The following is a 15,716-nucleotide window of genomic DNA, read 5'->3' on the forward strand; positions in this document are numbered from 1 at the left end:
CGCGCCATCCAGCAGCGCGTTGCGGCGCGCCTCGGCCTCGGCGTCGCGGGCGCGCTCGGCGCGGGTGCGGCCGAATTTCTCGCGGTTGGCGGCGGCCTGGCGGGCTTCGGCGGCGCGCGCCGCCTGCTTGCGGTGCCGGTTGAGGTTGACGATCTCGGCCATGCCCCGAGGATAGGGCGGCAGGGCAGGGACGGGAATGGCCCGCCGCGCCGCAGGGCAGGAGAGAGGCATGCAGGTCGAACTGGTCGCCGCCGATGGCCACAGGCTTTCCGCCTGGCGCGCCGGGCCGGAACAGGCCCCGGTGGCCCTGGTGGTGGTGCAGGAGATCTTCGGCGTGAACCGGCATATGCGCCGCGTCTGCGACCGATTCGCCCAGCAGGGCTACGCCGTGCTGGCCCCCGCCCTGTTCGACCGGGCGGAGAAGGGGGTGGAGCTTGGCTACACGCCGGAAGATGTGAAGCAGGGCCTGGCGCTGCGCAGCGCCATCGACCCCGCCGCCACGCTGCTCGATGTCGAGGCCGCCGCCGCGGCCCTGCCCTCCGGCGCCCGCATCGGGCTGATCGGCTATTGCTGGGGCGGCACCGTCGCCTGGCACGGCGCGACCCGCAGCGAGGCCTTCGCGGCGTCGGTCGGCTATTACGGCGGCGGCATCGCCGCGGCGCGGGAGGAGGCGCCGCGCTGCCCGGTGCAGCTGCATTTCGGCGAGGCCGACACCGGCATCCCGATGGCCGATGTCGCGGCGATCCGCGACGCCCAGCCGGGGATCGAGGTCTTCACCTATCCCGGCGCCGGGCACGGCTTCGCCTGCGAGGAGCGCGGCGCCTACAGCCCGGCCGACGCGGTGCTGGCCGAGCAGCGGGCGCTGGGCTTCCTGGCGCGGCACCTCGGCGGCTGAGCGGGGCGGCGCGGTGCTCGGCTACCTGACGCTGGTGGGGGTGCTGCTGGCGGCGCTGACGGCGCTGGCCCTGAATGACCGCCAGGGCTTCGCCAGCATGCCCTGGGTGATGCTGGGCCTGCTGGCCGTGGCGGCGGTGGCGATGGCGTTCCGCCGGCCGCCGAAGGATGATTGAGGGGGCTTTGCCCCCTCAAGCTCCCCCAGCAGGGGACGGGGTCCCCTGCACCCGCCTTCGGTCAGAGGCCGCGCAGCCTAGCTGCCAGATGGGCGGCGTAGTTGTCGGTCATGCCGGCGACGAAATCCACCGCGCAGCGGATCGTCTCGGACGGCGAAAAACCCGGGCGCGGGTGGTAGTCCTGCATCAGCGACAGCGCCTGGCGCGACGGGGGCGCGACCTTCTCCACCTCGCCGCCGGCGCGCACATAGGCGAGCGCCGCCTCCAGGAAGACCGAGAGCGTCTTCTCCAGCACATCGCCGGCGCCGATCTCGAACTCCGCCTTGCGCGGGTGGAAATACAGCGTGTCGCGGTTCTTCGTCTCGATGGCGCGGAACGGCTCGCGCAGCGCCGGCGCGCAGAGCTTGATCAGCGAGCGGCCGGCCGGCAGCCCGCCCGCCATGATGGTCTCCGCATGGTCGCAATAGGCGCGCGCCACGGCGCCGATCATGCGGCCGATCGCCTTGCTGCGCAGCAGGGCGATCTTCTGGATGCGGCTGTCCTCATCCGCCAGCCGCCGCGCGCTGACCTCGCCGAGGGGGGCCACCAGCGCCTCGTAATCGGCATAGGGCACCATATCCAGCTCGACCGCGTCCTCGAGATCGGCCAGCCCATAGGTGATGTCGTCCGCCGCCTCCATCAGCCAGACGGCGGGGTGGCGGGGATGCGCGCCCGACAGGCCGCAACCCTCGGTCACCGCCTGGAAGGCCGCCGCCTCGGTGGCGAAATGGTTGAACTTCACGCCCGGCCGGCCCTCGCGCGCGGCGCGCGGGTCATGCCCGCCCCAGGGATATTTCAGGAAGGCACCGAGGCTCGCCAGCGTCAGCTTCAGCCCGCCGCGCTCGCGATAGCCATCGGCCCGGGTCAGGATGCGGAAGCCCTGCGCGTTGCCGTCGAAGAAGCGCAGGTCGTCGTCGAGTTCCAGGCCGGAGGCGGCGCCCGGCCCGTCCAGCCAGCGCGCCATGTAGGCGGCGATCACCGCCTCCCCGGCATGGCCGAAGGGCGGGTTGCCGATGTCGTGCGCCAGGCACACCGCCTGCACCAGATAGCCGAGATCGTCCGGCGTGTGCCCGGCCGCGCGCAGCGCGGCGGCCAGCTCGGTGCCCACGGTGAAGCCGAGCGAGCGGCCGACGGACGCCACCTCCAGCGTGTGCAGCAGGCGGTTGCGCACATGCGCGTTGAAGGGCAGGGGGTGGACCTGCGTCTTCTGCTGCAGCCGGCGGAAGGGGCGGCTGAAGACGATGCGGTCCTGGTCGATCTGGTAGGCGTTGCGGTTCAGCGCCGGCTTGGCGGCCTCGTCCAGGAAGCGGCGGCTCTCGAACAGCCTCTCCCAGCGCACGCGGCGCTCAGCCCCGCATCCGGGCGACGGTGGCGGTGGTGGAATTGCCCGGCAGCAGCTCGGCCAGCTTCACCACGCCGCCCCATTCCTGCACCAGCTCGCCGCCCACCACCTGGTCCACCGTGTAGTCGGCGCCCTTCACCAGCACGTCGGGGCGCAGCAGGTGGATCAGCTCGACCGGCGTGTCCTCCTCGAAGAGGGTCACCAAGTCCACGGTGGCCAGCGAGGCCAGCACGGCGGCGCGCGCCGCCTCGGGCTGGATCGGCCGCGTCGGGCCCTTCAGCCGCTTGACGCTGCTATCGGCGTTCAGCCCGACCACCAGCCGGTCGCACCAGCTGCGCGCCTGCTCCAGCAGGTGGACATGGCCGGGGTGCAGCAGGTCGAAGCAGCCATTGGTGAAGCCGACGCGCCAGCCGCGCTGGCGCCAGCGCTCCACCTGCTCCGCCGCCGCCGCCCGGCGCAGCACCTTTCGCAGTGCCCCGCGCTCGGGGGTGAGGGCTTCGAGAAGATCGGATTCGCGGGCCACCGCGGTGCCGACCTTGCCGACCACCAGCCCGCCCGCGATGTTGGCGATGCGCGCGGCCAGCGGCAGCGACAGCCCCGCCGCCATGCCGGCGGCCAGCACGGCCACCGCCGTGTCGCCGGCGCCGGAGACGTCATGCACCTCCGGCGCCTCGGCCGGGAAATGGTGCACCGCGTCGCCCTCCAGCAGGGTCATGCCGTCCTCGGAGCGGGTGACCAGCACGGCGCCGAAGCCGTGCCGGTCGCGCAGCGCCCGGGCGGCGGCGACGATCTCCTCCTCCGAGTCGATCGGCAGGCCGCTGGCCAGGGCCAGCTCCGCCCGGTTCGGCGTGATGATGTCGGCGCCGGCGTAGCGGGAGAAATCCTCGCCCTTGGGGTCGACCACGACGCGGCGGCCGGCCGCCTTGGCGGCGGCGATCAGCCGCGCCGGCACGTCGCCCGCCAGCACGCCCTTGCTGTAGTCGGACAGCACCATCACCGAGGTCGCGGCCACCGTGTCGGTGGCGATGCGCACCAGCCGGTCGGCCAGGCGCTGATGCACCGGGCGGATGATCTCGTGGTCGGCGCGCAGCATCTGCTGGCCGCTGGCGATGTAGCGGGTCTTGGTGGTGGTGGCGCGGCCGCCCTGCACCAGCAGCCAGGGCTCGACCCCCGGCTGGCCGCCGACCAGCCCGGTCAGGTCGGAGCCGGCCTGGTCATCGCCCACAACGGACAGAAAAGCGACGGCGGCGCCGAGCGCGGTGAGGTTGCGCACCACATTGCCGGCGCCGCCTGGCATGGCGACCTCGCGCTCCACCGCCAGCACCGGCACCGGCGCCTCGGGGCTGATGCGGCGCACCGCGCCATAGACGTAGCGGTCGAGCATGGCGTCGCCCACCACCAGGACGGAGGCGCGCTTGAGCTGGCGCACCGCCTCGGTGAGGTCGGCCTGGTCGGGAACCGGCGGTGCCCCCTCGGGCGCGGCGGCGCTGCCGGCAGGGGTGGCGGGAGGGGGCTCGTGGCCTTGCATCGTCCCGCTGCCTAGCGCAGCGGCGCGGGCGCGCGCAAGGCGCCCCCTCACGCCGAGAGGAAACGCAGGGCCGCGCCCTGCAGCACCAGGCAGGTCAGCGCCCCGCCGCCCACCGCCCCGGTGTCGATGCCGATGCGATTCGGCCGCAGCTCCGGCGCCCGGCAGGGGGTGTGGCCATGCACCACGACCATCGGAAAGGCGCGCGGCCAGGAGAGGAAGGGCTCGCGGATCCACAGCAGGTCCTGGCTGCGCTGCGCCTCCAGGCCGCGGCGCGGGTCGATGCCGGCATGGACGAAAAGATAATCACCCGCCTGCCAGCGCAGGGCGGTGGCGCGCAGCAGCGCCAGATGCGCCGGCGGCGGCGCGAAGCCGGCATCGCGCGCGCCATAGGAGGCGAGCGTCGCGTCGCCGCCATTCCACAGCCAGAGATCCTCGGCCAGCGAGCCGGGGCCGCCGGCCAGGCCATCCAGCATCATCGCCTCGTGATTGCCGCGCAGCAACACGCGCTCGGCCCCCGCCACCGGGCCTGCGCCCAGCAGCGCCTCGATCACCGCGGCGCTGTCCGGGCCGCGATCGACATAGTCTCCGAGGTGGATGATGGCGCAGCGTTCGGCGGGGTGGGCGCGCCAGTCCTCGGCGATGCGGACATGCAGCACCGCCAGCCGCGCGGCGCAGCCATGCACGTCGCCGATCGCATAGACCCTGAGGCCCTGCGGCAACCGGCCCGGTGCCGGCCTCTCCGCCTCTGTCGCCATCACCGCACACACGCCCCCGGGCAGCGGGACAGGCCCGCACCCGATCCTGCGCGCCGTTCCCCACGGAGACAACGCCGCACGGCGCCTTGGGTTGGCGGTTTTCCGCCCCGCGCGGCACGGAACTGGACGGGATGTTCTAGAACGCATATTCCAATTGCATGGTCCGCACCGCCCGCTACTCCGCCGACTGCTTCGTCGAGGCCGCCATGACGCTGGTGGCCGAGCACGGCCCCGCCGCCGCCTCGCTGCAGGCCATCGCCCGCAAGGTCGGCGCGCCCACCGGCTCGATCTATCACCGCTTCGAGTCGCGCTCGGCCATCCTCGGCACGGCGTGGAACCGGGCCTATGGCGGCTTCGTGGCCCTGCTGGCGCCGCTGCTGCGGCAGGGGCGGCTGCGCGAGGCGGCGCTGGCCATCCTGCCCTGGGCGGCCGAGGACACGCGCCGCGCCCGTTTCCTGCTGCTGCACGAGCCGGTGGCCTTGTTCGAGGATACGCCGCCCCCGCCCCCGCTGCGCGCGGCGCTGGAGCGGCTGGAGGCCGAACTGGACGGCGCCTTCCGCCAGGGGCTGGCGCTGCGCCGCGGCGGCACGGCGCTGGCGGCGGAGGACCTGGCCCGCGCCCGCTTCCTGGTGTTCGACGGGCCGGTCGCCCTGCTGCGCCCCGCCCTGCTGGAGGGCGGGGCGCTGCCGCCGCATCTCGGCGCCATGATCCAGGAGCTGCATGCCGGCATGGCGCCGCTGGCCGCCGAGGCCCCCGCCACCACGCTGCGCATCGCCTGAGGAGACGCCCCGATGACCCGCGAGATCCCGCTGCACGGGCCGGAGGGCTTCGCCGGCATGCGCGACGCCGGCAGGCTGGCCGCCGCGACGCTCGACATGATCGCGGCCGAGGTGCGGCCGGGCGTCACCAGCGCGGCGCTGGACCGGCTGTGCCATGATTTCATCCGCGACCAGGGCGGCGTGCCGGCCTCGCTCGGCTATCGCGGCTACGGCCATGCGACCTGCATCTCGGTCAACCATGTGGTCTGCCACGGCATCCCCGGCGAGCGGCGTCTGGCCGAGGGCGATATCGTCAATATCGACCTGGCCGTGATCGTCGATGGCTGGCATGGCGACAGCAGCCGCATGTACGCGGTGGGCCGCATCGGCACGCTGGCGGCGCGGCTGGTGGCGGCGACGCATGAGGCGATGATGCGCGGCATCGCGGCGGTGCGCCCCGGCGCGACGCTCGGCGATGTCGGCCACGCCATGCAGAGCTTCGCCGAGGGCGAGCGCTTCAGCGTGGTGCGGGAGTTCTGCGGCCATGGCCTCGGCCGCGCCTACCACGCGGCGCCCGATGTGCTGAACTATGGCCGGCCGGGGCGGGGGGTGGTGCTGCGCCCCGGCATGTTCCTGACCATCGAGCCGATGCTGAACGCCGGCAAGCCCGGGGTGAAGGTGCTGGAGGATGGCTGGACGGCGGTGACGCGCGACCGCAGCCTCTCCGCCCAGTTCGAGCACAGCATCGGCGTGACCGAGACGGGGTGCGAGATCTTCACCCTCTCCCCGGCCGGGCACAGCCAGCCGCCCTATCCCGCCTAGCCGCGCCGCAGCCCGGCGGCGTGGCGCGCCTGCGCCGCCATGCGCACCCCGGCATTGGGCGCGCCGAACTGGCGGTAGCCGCCCTGGCGCTCGACGATCTCGAAGAAGAAGCGGTCGGCGAAGCTCACCGTGTAGGCATGGGTGAAGCTGCCGCCCTCGGCATCCTGGTCGTGCAGCAGGTGCAGTTCGCGCAGTTTTTCCAGCTGCGCCGGCTCGAGGCCGAAGCGCGCTTCCAGATCGTCGTAGTAATTGTCGGGGATCGGCAGCAGCGGGGCGCCGCGGGCGCGCAGGGCCTGCGCCGTCGCCGCCGCGTCGCGCGTCAGCAGCGCGATGTGGTGCACGCCGGCCCCGGCGACGGCCGAGACGAAGCGGCCGGTCGCCGTCTCCCGCGCCTCGGACACGTTCAGCGCCAGGCGCAGGGCGCGGTCGGGCGTCACCATGGCGCGGCTGCGCACCAGGCCGCGCGGGTCCGGCAGCTCCCACAGCCCCTCGGGCTGCATGCCGAAGAGCGCGCGGTAGAACAGCACGAAGCTGTCCATCTGCCCCGGCGCCAGGGCCTGCGCCACATGGTCGATGGCGAGCAGGCCGGAGTCGCTCTCCACCCCCTCGACCCGGTGGAAATCCTCCTCCCAGGAGGGGGGCTCGCCCGGCCGGCGCTCGACCAGGCAGAGCAGCGCGCCATCGGGGGCGCGCAGCTGCGGCAGCGGGCGCTCGCCCTCGCCGCGCGGCTCCTGCCAGCTGGAGCAGAGCAGGGCGTTGGCGCGGGCCAGCGCCGCCCCGGCATCCTCCACCGCCAGCGCCATGGCGCAGACCGAGGGGCCGTGCATCTCGAAATGGCCGGAGGCGGCGCTGTCCGGCTCGGCATTCAGCACCAGGCTGACGCCGCCCTGGCGGTACAGCTCCACCGCCTTGGAGCGGTGGCGCCCGGCCAGCCGGAAGCCCAGCCTACCCAGGAAGCCGGCAAAGTCCTGCCGCGTCGGCTCGTCCACCGCGAATTCCAGGAACTCCACGCCGTGGCAGCGCGGCACCGGCGGCAGGGCGGCGGCCGGCAGCAGGTTGCGCGGCGCCTCCGGCGGCGGCGCGCTGTCCTGCCGCGCCGCATCCTCCACCAGGATCAGCGCGCGCAGCCCGTCGCGCGCCGTCTGCCGCACCGGGGCGGCGCGGAACTCGTCGTTGAAGATCTCCAGCGAGAGCGGCCCGGTGTAGCCCGAGGCCAGCACGGCGCGCAGGAAGCCCGCCACCGGCAGCTGCCCCTGGAAGGGGAAGTTGCGGTAGTGCCGGCTCCATTGCAGCACATCCATGTCGTAAAGCGGCGCGTCCGCCAGCTGCACGAAGAAGATCTTCTCGCCCGGCAGATCGGCGATGCCGGCGGGATCGTCCTTCAGCGACAGGGTGTGGAAGGAATCGACGATCAGCCCCAGCGCCGGGTGGTCGGCGCGCTGCACGATGTCCCAGGCCTGGCGCCAGAGCTTCGTGTTGCGCCCCCAGGCCAGCGCCTCGAAGCCGACGCGCAGGCCGCGGCGCGATGCGCGCTCCGCCATCTCGCGCAGGTCGGCGGCGGCGCGGGCGGGGTCGTCGATGCAGGCGGGCTGGGTGTTGCTGCAGACCAGCACGAGATCGGTGCCGAGCGCCTGCATGACGTCGAACTTCCGTTCGGCGCGGTCGAGGTTGCGGCGGCGCGCCGGCTCGGGCATCGCCTCGAAGTCGCGGAAGGGCTGGAAGAGCGGGATGGCCAGGCCGAGATCGGCGGCCATGCGGCGCAGCTCGGCGGGCGAGCCGTTGAAGGTGAGCAGGTCGTTCTCGAAGATCTCGACCCCGTCGAAGCCGACCGAGGCCGCGGCCTCCAGCTTGTCCGGCAGATCCCCGCTCAAACACACCGTCGCTATCGTCCGCATCTTTTTTCGGGCTGCCGCTGTCTGGTGGTGACGGGGACGATCAGGGCCAGAGCGACCGCCAGCCGACGGAGGAGGCTGGCCCTGACAGAAGGGAAGGGGGCGCGGGGGAATACTTTTCCCCCGCCCTTTTCTTTTTTACTCGAGGGTGATGCCGCGCGAGCGGATCACCTCCCCCCATTTCCGGCTTTCCTCGGCGAGGTAGGCGGGCCAGGCCTCGGCGGTGCCGTAATCGGGGAAGATCGAATTCTGCTTCAGCCGGTCGAGCACTTCCTGTGCCTGCATGGTGGCGGCGGTGGCGCTGGAGAGGCGGGCGACCACATCGGCGGGCGTGCCGGCCGGCGCCAGGATGGCGAATTCCGAGGCGCATTCGTAGCCGGGCAGGCCGGCCTCGGCGATGGTCGGCACGTCGGGCGCCAGCGGGTTGCGGGTGCGGCTGCTGACGCCGAGCGGCGTCACCTGCTTCGCCGCCAGCAGCGGCAGGGCGGTGACGGCGTCGACGAAGGCCATCTCGACCTCGCCGGCGATCAGCGCCTGCACGGCGGGGGCGCCGCCGCGGTAGCTGACATTCTGCACCTCGATGCCGGTCTCGCGCAGGAACAGCTCGGTCGCCAGATGGGCGGAGGAGCCGGCGCCGGAGGAGGCGTAGCTCATCTTGCCCGGGCGCTGCTTGGCCAGCGCCACGAAGCCCGCGATGTCGCGCACGCCGAGATTGTTGTTGGCGCAGAGGAAGATCGGCGTGGTGGCCACCTTGCCGATGCCGGTGAAGCCGCGCTCATCATCATAGCCGCGGTTGGGGAAGAGGTGCCGCGCCATGGCGAAGGTGGAGTTGACGCCGAGCAGCAGGGTGTAGCCATCGGGCCGGGCGCGGGCCACCGAGGCATGGCCGATGGTGCCGCTGGCGCCGGGGCGGTTTTCCACCACCACCTGCTGGCCGAGCTCCTTGCTCAGCTGCTGCGCCAGGACGCGCGCCACGAAATCGGTCGAGCCGCCGGGGGCCCAGGCGACGACCAGGGTGACGGGGCGGCTGGGGAAGGCCTGGGCGCTCGCGGGGGCGCTGCGCAGCGCGCCGGCGGCGGCCAGCAGGCCGAGGCCTGCGGTGAGGCGGCGGCGGGTGAATTCCATGGGTGTTCCTCCTGGGGCCTGGAGGGCCTGCGGCCCTGCTGGACGTTGTCTTGCTTGGTGCTGTACGTACCAGATAGTACATTAGCCCGACAAGCCGGAATTGCCGCCGGCCCCAACCGCCGAGGACCGCCATGAACGCCCCCTTCTCCCGCCCCGACAGCGCCGCCGAGGCGCTGCCGCCCGCCTTCCTGGTGGGGCTGATCGGCAGCGGCATCCAGGCCTCGCGCTCCCCCGCGCTGCATGAGGCGGAAGGGGCGGCGCAGGGCTTCCGCTACCTCTACCGGCTGTTCGACCTGGACGTGCTGGGCGGCGGCGTCGAGTCCCTGCCGCGCCTGCTGGAGCTGGCCGAGGCGCTGGGCTTCGCCGGGCTGAACATCACCCATCCCTGCAAGCAGGCGGTGCTGCCGCTGCTGCACGAGGTCTCGGCCGATGCGCGGGCGCTGGGCGCGGTCAACACGGTGGTGCTGCGCGGCGGCCGCCGCATCGGCCACAACACCGACCATTCCGGCTTCGCCGAGGGCTTCCGGCGCGGCCTGCCGGATGCGGCGATGGGCGAGGTGGTGCAGCTCGGCGCCGGCGGGGCGGGGGCGGCGGTGGCCCATGCGGCGCTGACCCTCGGCACCGGTCGCCTGACCCTACTGGACCGCGACGCGGACCGGGCCGAGGCGCTGGCCGCCCAGCTCAACGCGCATTTCGGCGCCGGGCGGGCGCGGGCGGCCACCGACATCGCGGCGGCGATGCGGGGCGCCGATGGGCTGATCCACGCCACCCCCACCGGCATGGCGAAATATCCCGGCCTGCCGCTGCCGGAGGAACTGCTGCATCCCGGCCTCTGGGTGGCCGAGGTGGTCTATGTGCCGCTGGAGACCGCCCTGCTGCGCGCCGCCCGCGCCCGCGGCTGCCGCGTGGTCGATGGCGGCGGCATGGCGGTGTTCCAGGCGGTCGGCGCCTTCCGCCTGTTCACCGGGGCGGAGCCGGATGCGGAGCGCATGCTGCGCCACTTCCAGCGCATGATGGCCGCCGCCACTTGATCTTGGGCGAGGGGGCGCTCAGCCCTCCCGCCGCAGGTAGCGCAGCACCGCCTCGGCCACCATGGCGCGCTGCGCCGCCCGCCGCTCCGGCGCGCCGAGGTCCACGCCGAAAATCGCCCCCAGCGTGTGCCGGTTGGCGACCCGGTGGAAGCACAGCCCGTTGATCAGGATGTGCAGGTCGAGCGGATCGACGCCGGAGCGGAACACCCCCTCCGCCTCGCCGCGCGACAGCAACCCGCGCATCAGCCCCACCACCGCGTCATTGCGGCCGCGCAGCGTGGCCGACTGCGCGATATGCGCCGCCTCGTGGATGTTCTCCACCGTGACCAGACGGACAAACTCCGGATGGTCGGCATGGTAGTCGAAGGTGGTCTCCACCAGCCGGCGCATCGCCGCCTCGGCCGGCAGGCCGTCCAGCTGCAGCGCGCGCTCGGCGCTGCGGATGCCGGCATACATCTCCTCCAGCGCGGCAGCGAACAACTGCTCCTTGCTGGAGAAATAATAGTAGATCATCCGCTTGGTGGTGTGGGTGCGCGCCGCGATCTCGTCCACCCGCGCGCCCGACAGGCCCTTGGCGGCGAATTCGGCGATGGCGGCGTCCAGGATGTTGCGCCGCGTCTGCTCGGCATCCCGCGCGCGCGGCGCCTTGCTCTCCCCCATCGGCCGGATCACTCCCTTTGGACTATCCGGTTCGTAGAGTCGGGGGGCGGAAACGGCCATCCTTTTTCGGAAAGCAAAGACGTTCTTTTTTGGAAAAAAGAACCAAAAAACCTTTTTCAGTTTGGCGTCCCGCCTCAGGCCAGAGGCGGGACGCCAACCGATAAAAGATCAGGCGCGCTCGAGGATCATGGCAATGCCCTGGCCGACACCGATGCACATCGTCACCAGCGCATAGCGCGCCTGGCGCAGATGCAGCTCCTCCACCGCCGTCTGCACCAGCCGCGCCCCCGACATGCCCAGCGGATGGCCCAGCGCAATGGCACCGCCATTCGGGTTCACATGCTCCGCGTCATCCGGCAGGCCGAGATCCCGCGTCACCGCCAGCGCCTGCGCCGCGAACGCCTCGTTCAGCTCGATGACATCCATCTGCGACAGCGACAGACCCGCCTTGTCCAGCACACGCCGCACCGCCGGCGCCGGGCCGAAACCCATGATCCGCGGCGGCACGCCCGCGGTGGCGCTGGCCACCACCCGCGCGCGTGGCACCAGCCCGTGGCGGGCGGCGGCGTCCGCGCTCGCCAGCAGGATGGCGCAGGCCCCGTCATTCACGCCCGAGGCATTGCCCGCCGTCACGCTGCCGCCCTCGCGCCGGAACGGGGTCGGCAGCTTCGCCAGCGCCTCCAGCGTCGTCTCGGGGCGCGGATGCTCGTCCTGCGCGACGATCAGCGTCTCGCCCTTGCGGCGCTTGATCTCCACCGGGACGATCTCGCGCGCGAAACGCCCGGCCGCCTGCGCCGCCTTGGCCCGCTGCTGGCTGCGGAACGCAAAAAGATCCTGGTCGGCGCGGGAGATCTGGAAATCGGCGGCGACATTCTCCGCCGTCTCCGGCATGGAATCGACGCCATACTGCGCCTTCATCAGCGGGTTGACGAAACGCCAGCCGATGGTGGTGTCGTGGATCTCGGCAGCCCGGCCGAAAGCCTCGGCGCTCTTGCCCTGCACGAAAGGGGCGCGCGTCATACTCTCGACGCCGCCGGCCAGCATCAGCTCCGCCTCGCCCGACTTGATGGCGCGCGCGGCGATGCCGGTGGCGTCCATGCCCGAGCCGCAGAGCCGGTTCACCGTGCTGCCCGGCACGCTGTCCGGCAGCCCGGCCAGCAGGCTGGACATGCGCGCGACATTGCGGTTGTCCTCGCCGGCCTGGTTGGCGCAGCCGAACACCACATCGTCCAGCGCCGCCCAGTCCAGGTCGGGGTGGCGCGCCATCAGCGCCTTGATCGGGATGGCGCCGAGATCGTCGGCCCGCACCGGGGCCAGCGCCCCGGCATAGCGGCCGATCGGCGTGCGGGCGGCGTCGCAGATATAGGCGTCACGCATCTCAGGCGGTCTCTCCAACGGGCTTGGCCAGGCGCAGCGGCGCGTCGGTGCGGGCCTGCAGCGCCTCCAGCGTCAGGCCGGGCACCATCTCGACCACCGCGAAGCCTTCCGGCGTGACATCCAGCACGGCGAGGTTGGTGTAGACCCGCCGCACCGCGCCCATCGCGGTCAGCGGATAGCCGCAGCGGCGCACCAGGCGCGGCGCGCCCTCCTTGGTGGTGTGCTCCATCACCACCCAGAGCCGCTTGGCCCCGGCGGCGAGGTCCATCGCGCCGCCCACCGCCGGCGCGGTGTCATTGGCCGAGGTCGCCCAGTTGGCGACATCGCCATTCTCCGCCACCTCGAAGGCGCCGAGCACGCAGAGGTCCAGATGCCCGCCGCGGATCATCGCGAAGCTGTCGGCGTGGTGGACATAGGCGCCGCCGCGCACCAGCGTCACCTGCTGCTTGCCGGCATTGATCAGCCAGGGATCGGCATCCTCCGGCGCCGGGGCAGGGCCCATGCCCAGCACGCCATTCTCGGAATGGAACACCACCTCGCGCCCGGCGGGCACGAAATCGGCCACCAGCGTCGGGATGCCGATGCCGAGATTGACATACCAGCCCTCGGGAATGTCCTGCGCGACACGCGCGGCCATCTGCTTGCGGGCCATCGGGGTGAAGGCGGTCTCGCTCATGCTCGGGCCCTCCTCAGGCCTGGTGCGGCAGGTGGATGACGCGGTCGGTGAAGATGCCGGGGGTGACGACCTCCTCCGGGTCCAGCGTGCCGAGCGGCGCGATCTCGTCGACCTGCGCGATGGTCAGCTTCGCCGCCATGGCCATCACCGGGTTGAAGTTGCGGCCCGAGCGGCGATAGGTGAGGTTGCCCCAGCGATCGCCCTTATAGGCCTGCACCAGCGCCACATCGCCCGGCAGCGCGTGCTCCAGCACGCACATCGTGCCGCCGAACTCGGCGACCGGCTTGCCCTCGGTCAGCAGCGTGCCGTAGCCGGTGGGGGTGTAGAAGGCCGGCACGCCGGCGCCGGCGGCGCGCATGCGCTCGGCCAGCGTGCCCTGCGGCACGATCTCCAGCTCCAGCTTCCCGGCCTTGTACAACTCCTCGAACACCACCGAGCCGACGCTGCGCGGGAAGGAGCAGATGATCTTGCGCACCCGACCGAGTTCCATCAGCCGCGCCAGCCCGACGCGGCCGGTGCCGGCATTGTTGGCGACGATGGTCAGGTCGCGGGCGCCCTGCTCGATCAGCCCGTCGATCAGCGCGTCGGGCTGGCCGACCGAGCCGAAGCCGCCCACCAGCACCGTCGCGCCATCGGCGATGCCCGCCATCGCCTCGGCCATGCCTCGGACGATCTTGTTGATCATGCGTCTCTCCCAGGGACCCTTGCGGCGGTCACAGTAGGAGGGCGTGGGCGGGACGGGCAACGCCGTGCGCTATGCGCACGACGCTCCCGCAGCGGCCCGGCTCAGCAGCGGCCGAACCAGGTCCACATCAGCCGTCGCGTGCCCAGCACGGCGGCGGGCAGGCCGCGCCGCCGCAGGTCGCGCTCCATCTGCCGGATCTCCTCCGGCGTCAGGCCGCGCACCTGGCCGAGCAGCTGGCCCAGGCTGTGGCTGCCGCGCACGCACAGGTCGCGCTTCAGCGGCGCCGCCACCAGCCGGTTCCACAGCAGGCCCACGCTGTGGGTCGGGTTGCACGCCTCCGCCGCCTGGCAGGCAATCACCGCCAGCAGGGCGCGCTGCTCCGCCGGCGAGAGGCCGGCCTGCGCCACCTCCAGCGCCGCCTGGCGCTTCAGCGGCCAGCCGCGGCTGAACGGCGCCAGGGCGGCGACCTCCCCGGCGGTCAGGGTGCTGGCGGTCAATTCGCGCTGCAGCCGCGCCGTGTCATAGGCGGCAGCCGGCATCAGCCCGGCGGCGCGCAGGGCGCGCGACAGGCCGAGCTCCCCGGCGGCGATGGCGTGGCTGCGGCGCGAATAGGGGCGGTAATCCTCCCAGAAGGCGCGGAACGCCGCGCCGCGGAACACCTCCTGGCGGAACAGCAGGAAGAAGCTCTGCGCGTGGTGGTCGTGGTCGAAGCTCTCGAACAGGCACTGCCAGGGCTCGGGATTGTCCAGCATCGCCGCCAGCTCGGCGCCGAGCGCGCGGGGCCAGAACATGCTGTCATTGACCATCAGCAGATGCTCGGCCGTGTCGGTCAGCCCGCGCTGCTGCAGCCAGCGCAGCCCCCACTGGTAGGAGCCGATGTCGTGGCCGACATTCATCCGCTGCGCCAGATGCGCGCAGAGCGGCAGCACCGCCGCCTGCTGCGCCGGGGTGAGCGGCGCGGTGGCCACCACCACGCTGCGGAACCCGGCCTCGTCCAGCAGCCGCAGCAGCGTCAGGGTGAAGGTCAGGCTCTCTTCGCTGGGATAGATCGCCACGACGGCCAGGCGGCGCGGCGCCCCCTCCAGGCCCTGGCCGCCGGTCTGCTCGTCCAGCAGCCGCTCATGCAGCCGCTCGCGGTCGATCTGCCGGGAATCCAGGCGACGCGCCGCCCGCTCCTGCCGCCACGAATTCCAGTAGTGGGTGAAATGGTCCCGAACCAATCTGATACTGTCGAACACGCCTTGACCCGCATGGATGGCAAAGAGCGGCGGCAGGGGAGCCGCCTCCCGTGCCTCCACCCCCGGGCTGACGGGCCCGGCCTGGGCAGAGGCCGGAGGACAACGCGGGACAGCCGGAGATGATGCACAGGCTTCGCTTTTTTTCTTGCTAGCCGAAAGCGGGTCTGCTGCCCAGGCGTGGAGACAAAGCAACATAAAATTGAGATAATGCGCTTTGGCGGCCGCTGCTGCCGCCCCGGCCTTGTTCCTGCCGCCGGCCCGTGGCAATCGGCCGCGAAGTGGGGGAGAATGCCGCCCCCGCATCCCGGCGCCTGGCCGGGCCTTGCCCGCCGCCCGGATCGCCAAGCCTGCCATGACCGCCCCGCTTCCCCCGCCCCATGCGGGCATCGTCCTGTTCCATCCGGAGCCGGAGCAGCTCGACGCCACGCTGCGCGCCGTGCTGGCGGAGGCGGCGCATGTCTACCTGTTCCTCAACGCGCCGCTCTCCGAGGCGGCGCGGCGCTGTGTCGGGCGCCATGCCGGTCCCAGGTTGAGCCTGCTGGGCGATGGCGGCAATGCCGGGCTCGGCGTCGCCTACAACCGCATGGCCGAGGCGGCGCGCGCGTCCGGCGCCACGGCGCTGCTGCTGCTGGACCAGGATTCCTCGCCGCCGCCGGGCATGATCGGCGGGCTGCTGGCGCTGCGCGCGCGGCTGGCCGAGGCCGGCGTGGCGGTGGCG

17 protein-coding genes are annotated in these 15,716 nt (G+C 72.6%); 6 read left to right on the plus strand and 11 right to left on the minus strand.

Annotated elements, in window-relative coordinates; all coding sequences use genetic code 11:
- Positions 1–231 (minus strand): DUF4169 family protein (locus HMPREF0731_RS23665; RefSeq protein ID WP_306302908.1); only part of this gene is annotated, 231 nt, incomplete at its 3' end.
- Here HMPREF0731_RS23665 and HMPREF0731_RS08875 point away from each other — a divergent pair.
- Together HMPREF0731_RS08875 and HMPREF0731_RS24155 are read left to right on the plus strand one after the other, a co-directional pair.
- A complete protein-coding gene (locus tag HMPREF0731_RS08875; RefSeq protein ID WP_040612596.1) occupies positions 230–895 on the plus strand; it encodes a dienelactone hydrolase family protein in 666 nt (221 codons plus the stop codon). The genes HMPREF0731_RS23665 and HMPREF0731_RS08875 overlap by 2 nt on opposite strands.
- A gap of 13 nt (positions 896–908) precedes the next feature.
- On the plus strand, positions 909–1,070 hold the full coding sequence (locus HMPREF0731_RS24155) for a hypothetical protein (RefSeq protein ID WP_007003757.1): 162 nt from the start codon (positions 909–911) through the stop codon (positions 1,068–1,070).
- 61 nt (positions 1,071–1,131) lie between these two features.
- On the opposite strand, the gene dgt is transcribed toward HMPREF0731_RS24155, so the two are convergent.
- Genes dgt through HMPREF0731_RS08890 form a run of 3 tightly spaced genes read right to left on the minus strand, consistent with a single transcriptional unit; the run spans position 1,132 to position 4,698 of the window.
- Positions 1,132–2,448 carry a dGTP triphosphohydrolase gene (dgt, locus tag HMPREF0731_RS08880; protein WP_007003758.1) on the minus strand — a complete coding sequence of 439 codons (1,317 nt, stop codon included), beginning with the start codon at positions 2,446–2,448 and terminating at the stop codon, positions 1,132–1,134.
- Positions 2,449–2,455: 7 nt separating this feature from the next.
- Positions 2,456–3,979: a D-glycero-beta-D-manno-heptose-7-phosphate kinase gene (gene rfaE1, locus HMPREF0731_RS08885; RefSeq protein WP_007003759.1), complete on the minus strand. Its 1,524-nt coding sequence runs from the start codon at positions 3,977–3,979 to the stop codon at positions 2,456–2,458.
- Between the two features lie 47 nt (positions 3,980–4,026).
- Complete coding sequence (locus HMPREF0731_RS08890) at positions 4,027–4,698, minus strand: metallophosphoesterase family protein (RefSeq protein WP_245538293.1); 672 nt, start codon at positions 4,696–4,698, stop codon at positions 4,027–4,029.
- Positions 4,699–4,892: 194 nt separating this feature from the next.
- On the opposite strand from HMPREF0731_RS08890, the gene HMPREF0731_RS08895 reads away from it, so the two are divergent.
- Both HMPREF0731_RS08895 and map read left to right on the plus strand, forming a co-directional pair.
- Positions 4,893–5,513, plus strand: a complete 621-nt coding sequence (locus tag HMPREF0731_RS08895; RefSeq protein WP_051014722.1) for a TetR/AcrR family transcriptional regulator — start codon at positions 4,893–4,895, stop codon at positions 5,511–5,513.
- A 12-nt stretch (positions 5,514–5,525) separates the two neighbouring features.
- Complete coding sequence (gene map / locus HMPREF0731_RS08900; RefSeq protein ID WP_007003761.1) at positions 5,526–6,314, plus strand: type I methionyl aminopeptidase; 789 nt, start codon at positions 5,526–5,528, stop codon at positions 6,312–6,314.
- On the opposite strand, the gene HMPREF0731_RS08905 is transcribed toward map, so the two are convergent.
- Entirely contained in the window at positions 6,311–8,191 is a 1,881-nt protein-coding gene (locus HMPREF0731_RS08905; protein ID WP_245538294.1) for a bifunctional sugar phosphate isomerase/epimerase/4-hydroxyphenylpyruvate dioxygenase family protein, read from the minus strand. The two genes, map and HMPREF0731_RS08905, sit on opposite strands and share 4 nt — an antisense overlap.
- A 153-nt stretch (positions 8,192–8,344) precedes the next feature.
- On the minus strand, positions 8,345–9,331 hold the full coding sequence (locus HMPREF0731_RS08910) for a Bug family tripartite tricarboxylate transporter substrate binding protein (RefSeq protein WP_007003763.1): 987 nt from the start codon (positions 9,329–9,331) through the stop codon (positions 8,345–8,347).
- 131 nt (positions 9,332–9,462) lie between these two features.
- Between HMPREF0731_RS08910 and HMPREF0731_RS08915 the strand changes: the two genes are divergently transcribed.
- Complete coding sequence (locus HMPREF0731_RS08915) at positions 9,463–10,362, plus strand: shikimate dehydrogenase (RefSeq protein WP_007003764.1); 900 nt, start codon at positions 9,463–9,465, stop codon at positions 10,360–10,362.
- An 18-nt stretch (positions 10,363–10,380) separates the two neighbouring features.
- Here the strand turns inward: HMPREF0731_RS08915 and HMPREF0731_RS08920 are convergent, their stop codons facing one another.
- From HMPREF0731_RS08920 to HMPREF0731_RS08940, 5 genes are all read right to left on the minus strand, one after another.
- Entirely contained in the window at positions 10,381–11,022 is a 642-nt protein-coding gene (locus tag HMPREF0731_RS08920) for a TetR/AcrR family transcriptional regulator (protein WP_051014723.1), read from the minus strand.
- A 168-nt stretch (positions 11,023–11,190) separates the two neighbouring features.
- Positions 11,191–12,399: a 3-oxoadipyl-CoA thiolase gene (pcaF, locus tag HMPREF0731_RS08925; protein ID WP_007003766.1), complete on the minus strand. Its 1,209-nt coding sequence runs from the start codon at positions 12,397–12,399 to the stop codon at positions 11,191–11,193.
- A 1-nt stretch (position 12,400) separates the two neighbouring features.
- A complete protein-coding gene (locus HMPREF0731_RS08930; RefSeq protein ID WP_007003767.1) occupies positions 12,401–13,075 on the minus strand; it encodes a 3-oxoacid CoA-transferase subunit B in 675 nt (224 codons plus the stop codon).
- A gap of 13 nt (positions 13,076–13,088) precedes the next feature.
- Positions 13,089–13,760 carry a 3-oxoacid CoA-transferase subunit A gene (locus HMPREF0731_RS08935; protein ID WP_007003768.1) on the minus strand — a complete coding sequence of 224 codons (672 nt, stop codon included), beginning with the start codon at positions 13,758–13,760 and terminating at the stop codon, positions 13,089–13,091.
- 101 nt (positions 13,761–13,861) lie between these two features.
- Positions 13,862–14,998 carry a rhamnan synthesis F family protein gene (locus HMPREF0731_RS08940; protein ID WP_157136025.1) on the minus strand — a complete coding sequence of 379 codons (1,137 nt, stop codon included), beginning with the start codon at positions 14,996–14,998 and terminating at the stop codon, positions 13,862–13,864.
- A gap of 352 nt (positions 14,999–15,350) precedes the next feature.
- Between HMPREF0731_RS08940 and HMPREF0731_RS25200 the strand changes: the two genes are divergently transcribed.
- The coding region (locus HMPREF0731_RS25200) for a glycosyltransferase family protein (RefSeq protein ID WP_007003770.1) at positions 15,351–15,716 on the plus strand (366 nt) is incomplete at its 3' end.

The sequence above is a fragment of the Pseudoroseomonas cervicalis ATCC 49957 genome (genome assembly GCF_000164635.1).
Taxonomy (GTDB): Bacteria; Pseudomonadota; Alphaproteobacteria; order Acetobacterales; family Acetobacteraceae; genus Pseudoroseomonas; species Pseudoroseomonas cervicalis.

Excerpts from the sequence above, each read along its gene's own strand:
- HMPREF0731_RS08875 (WP_040612596.1), top strand. The coding sequence starts at position 230 with ATGCAGGTCGAACTGGTCGCCGCCGATGGCCACAGGCTTTCCGCCTGG.
- rfaE1 (WP_007003759.1), bottom strand. The coding sequence starts at position 3,979 with ATGCAAGGCCACGAGCCCCCTCCCGCCACCCCTGCCGGCAGCGCCGCC.
- HMPREF0731_RS08895 (WP_051014722.1), top strand. The coding sequence starts at position 4,893 with ATGGTCCGCACCGCCCGCTACTCCGCCGACTGCTTCGTCGAGGCCGCC.
- map (WP_007003761.1), top strand. The coding sequence starts at position 5,526 with ATGACCCGCGAGATCCCGCTGCACGGGCCGGAGGGCTTCGCCGGCATG.
- HMPREF0731_RS08910 (WP_007003763.1), bottom strand. The coding sequence starts at position 9,331 with ATGGAATTCACCCGCCGCCGCCTCACCGCAGGCCTCGGCCTGCTGGCC.
- HMPREF0731_RS08915 (WP_007003764.1), top strand. The coding sequence starts at position 9,463 with ATGAACGCCCCCTTCTCCCGCCCCGACAGCGCCGCCGAGGCGCTGCCG.
- HMPREF0731_RS08920 (WP_051014723.1), bottom strand. The coding sequence starts at position 11,022 with ATGGGGGAGAGCAAGGCGCCGCGCGCGCGGGATGCCGAGCAGACGCGG.
- pcaF (WP_007003766.1), bottom strand. The coding sequence starts at position 12,399 with ATGCGTGACGCCTATATCTGCGACGCCGCCCGCACGCCGATCGGCCGC.
- HMPREF0731_RS08930 (WP_007003767.1), bottom strand. The coding sequence starts at position 13,075 with ATGAGCGAGACCGCCTTCACCCCGATGGCCCGCAAGCAGATGGCCGCG.
- HMPREF0731_RS08935 (WP_007003768.1), bottom strand. The coding sequence starts at position 13,760 with ATGATCAACAAGATCGTCCGAGGCATGGCCGAGGCGATGGCGGGCATC.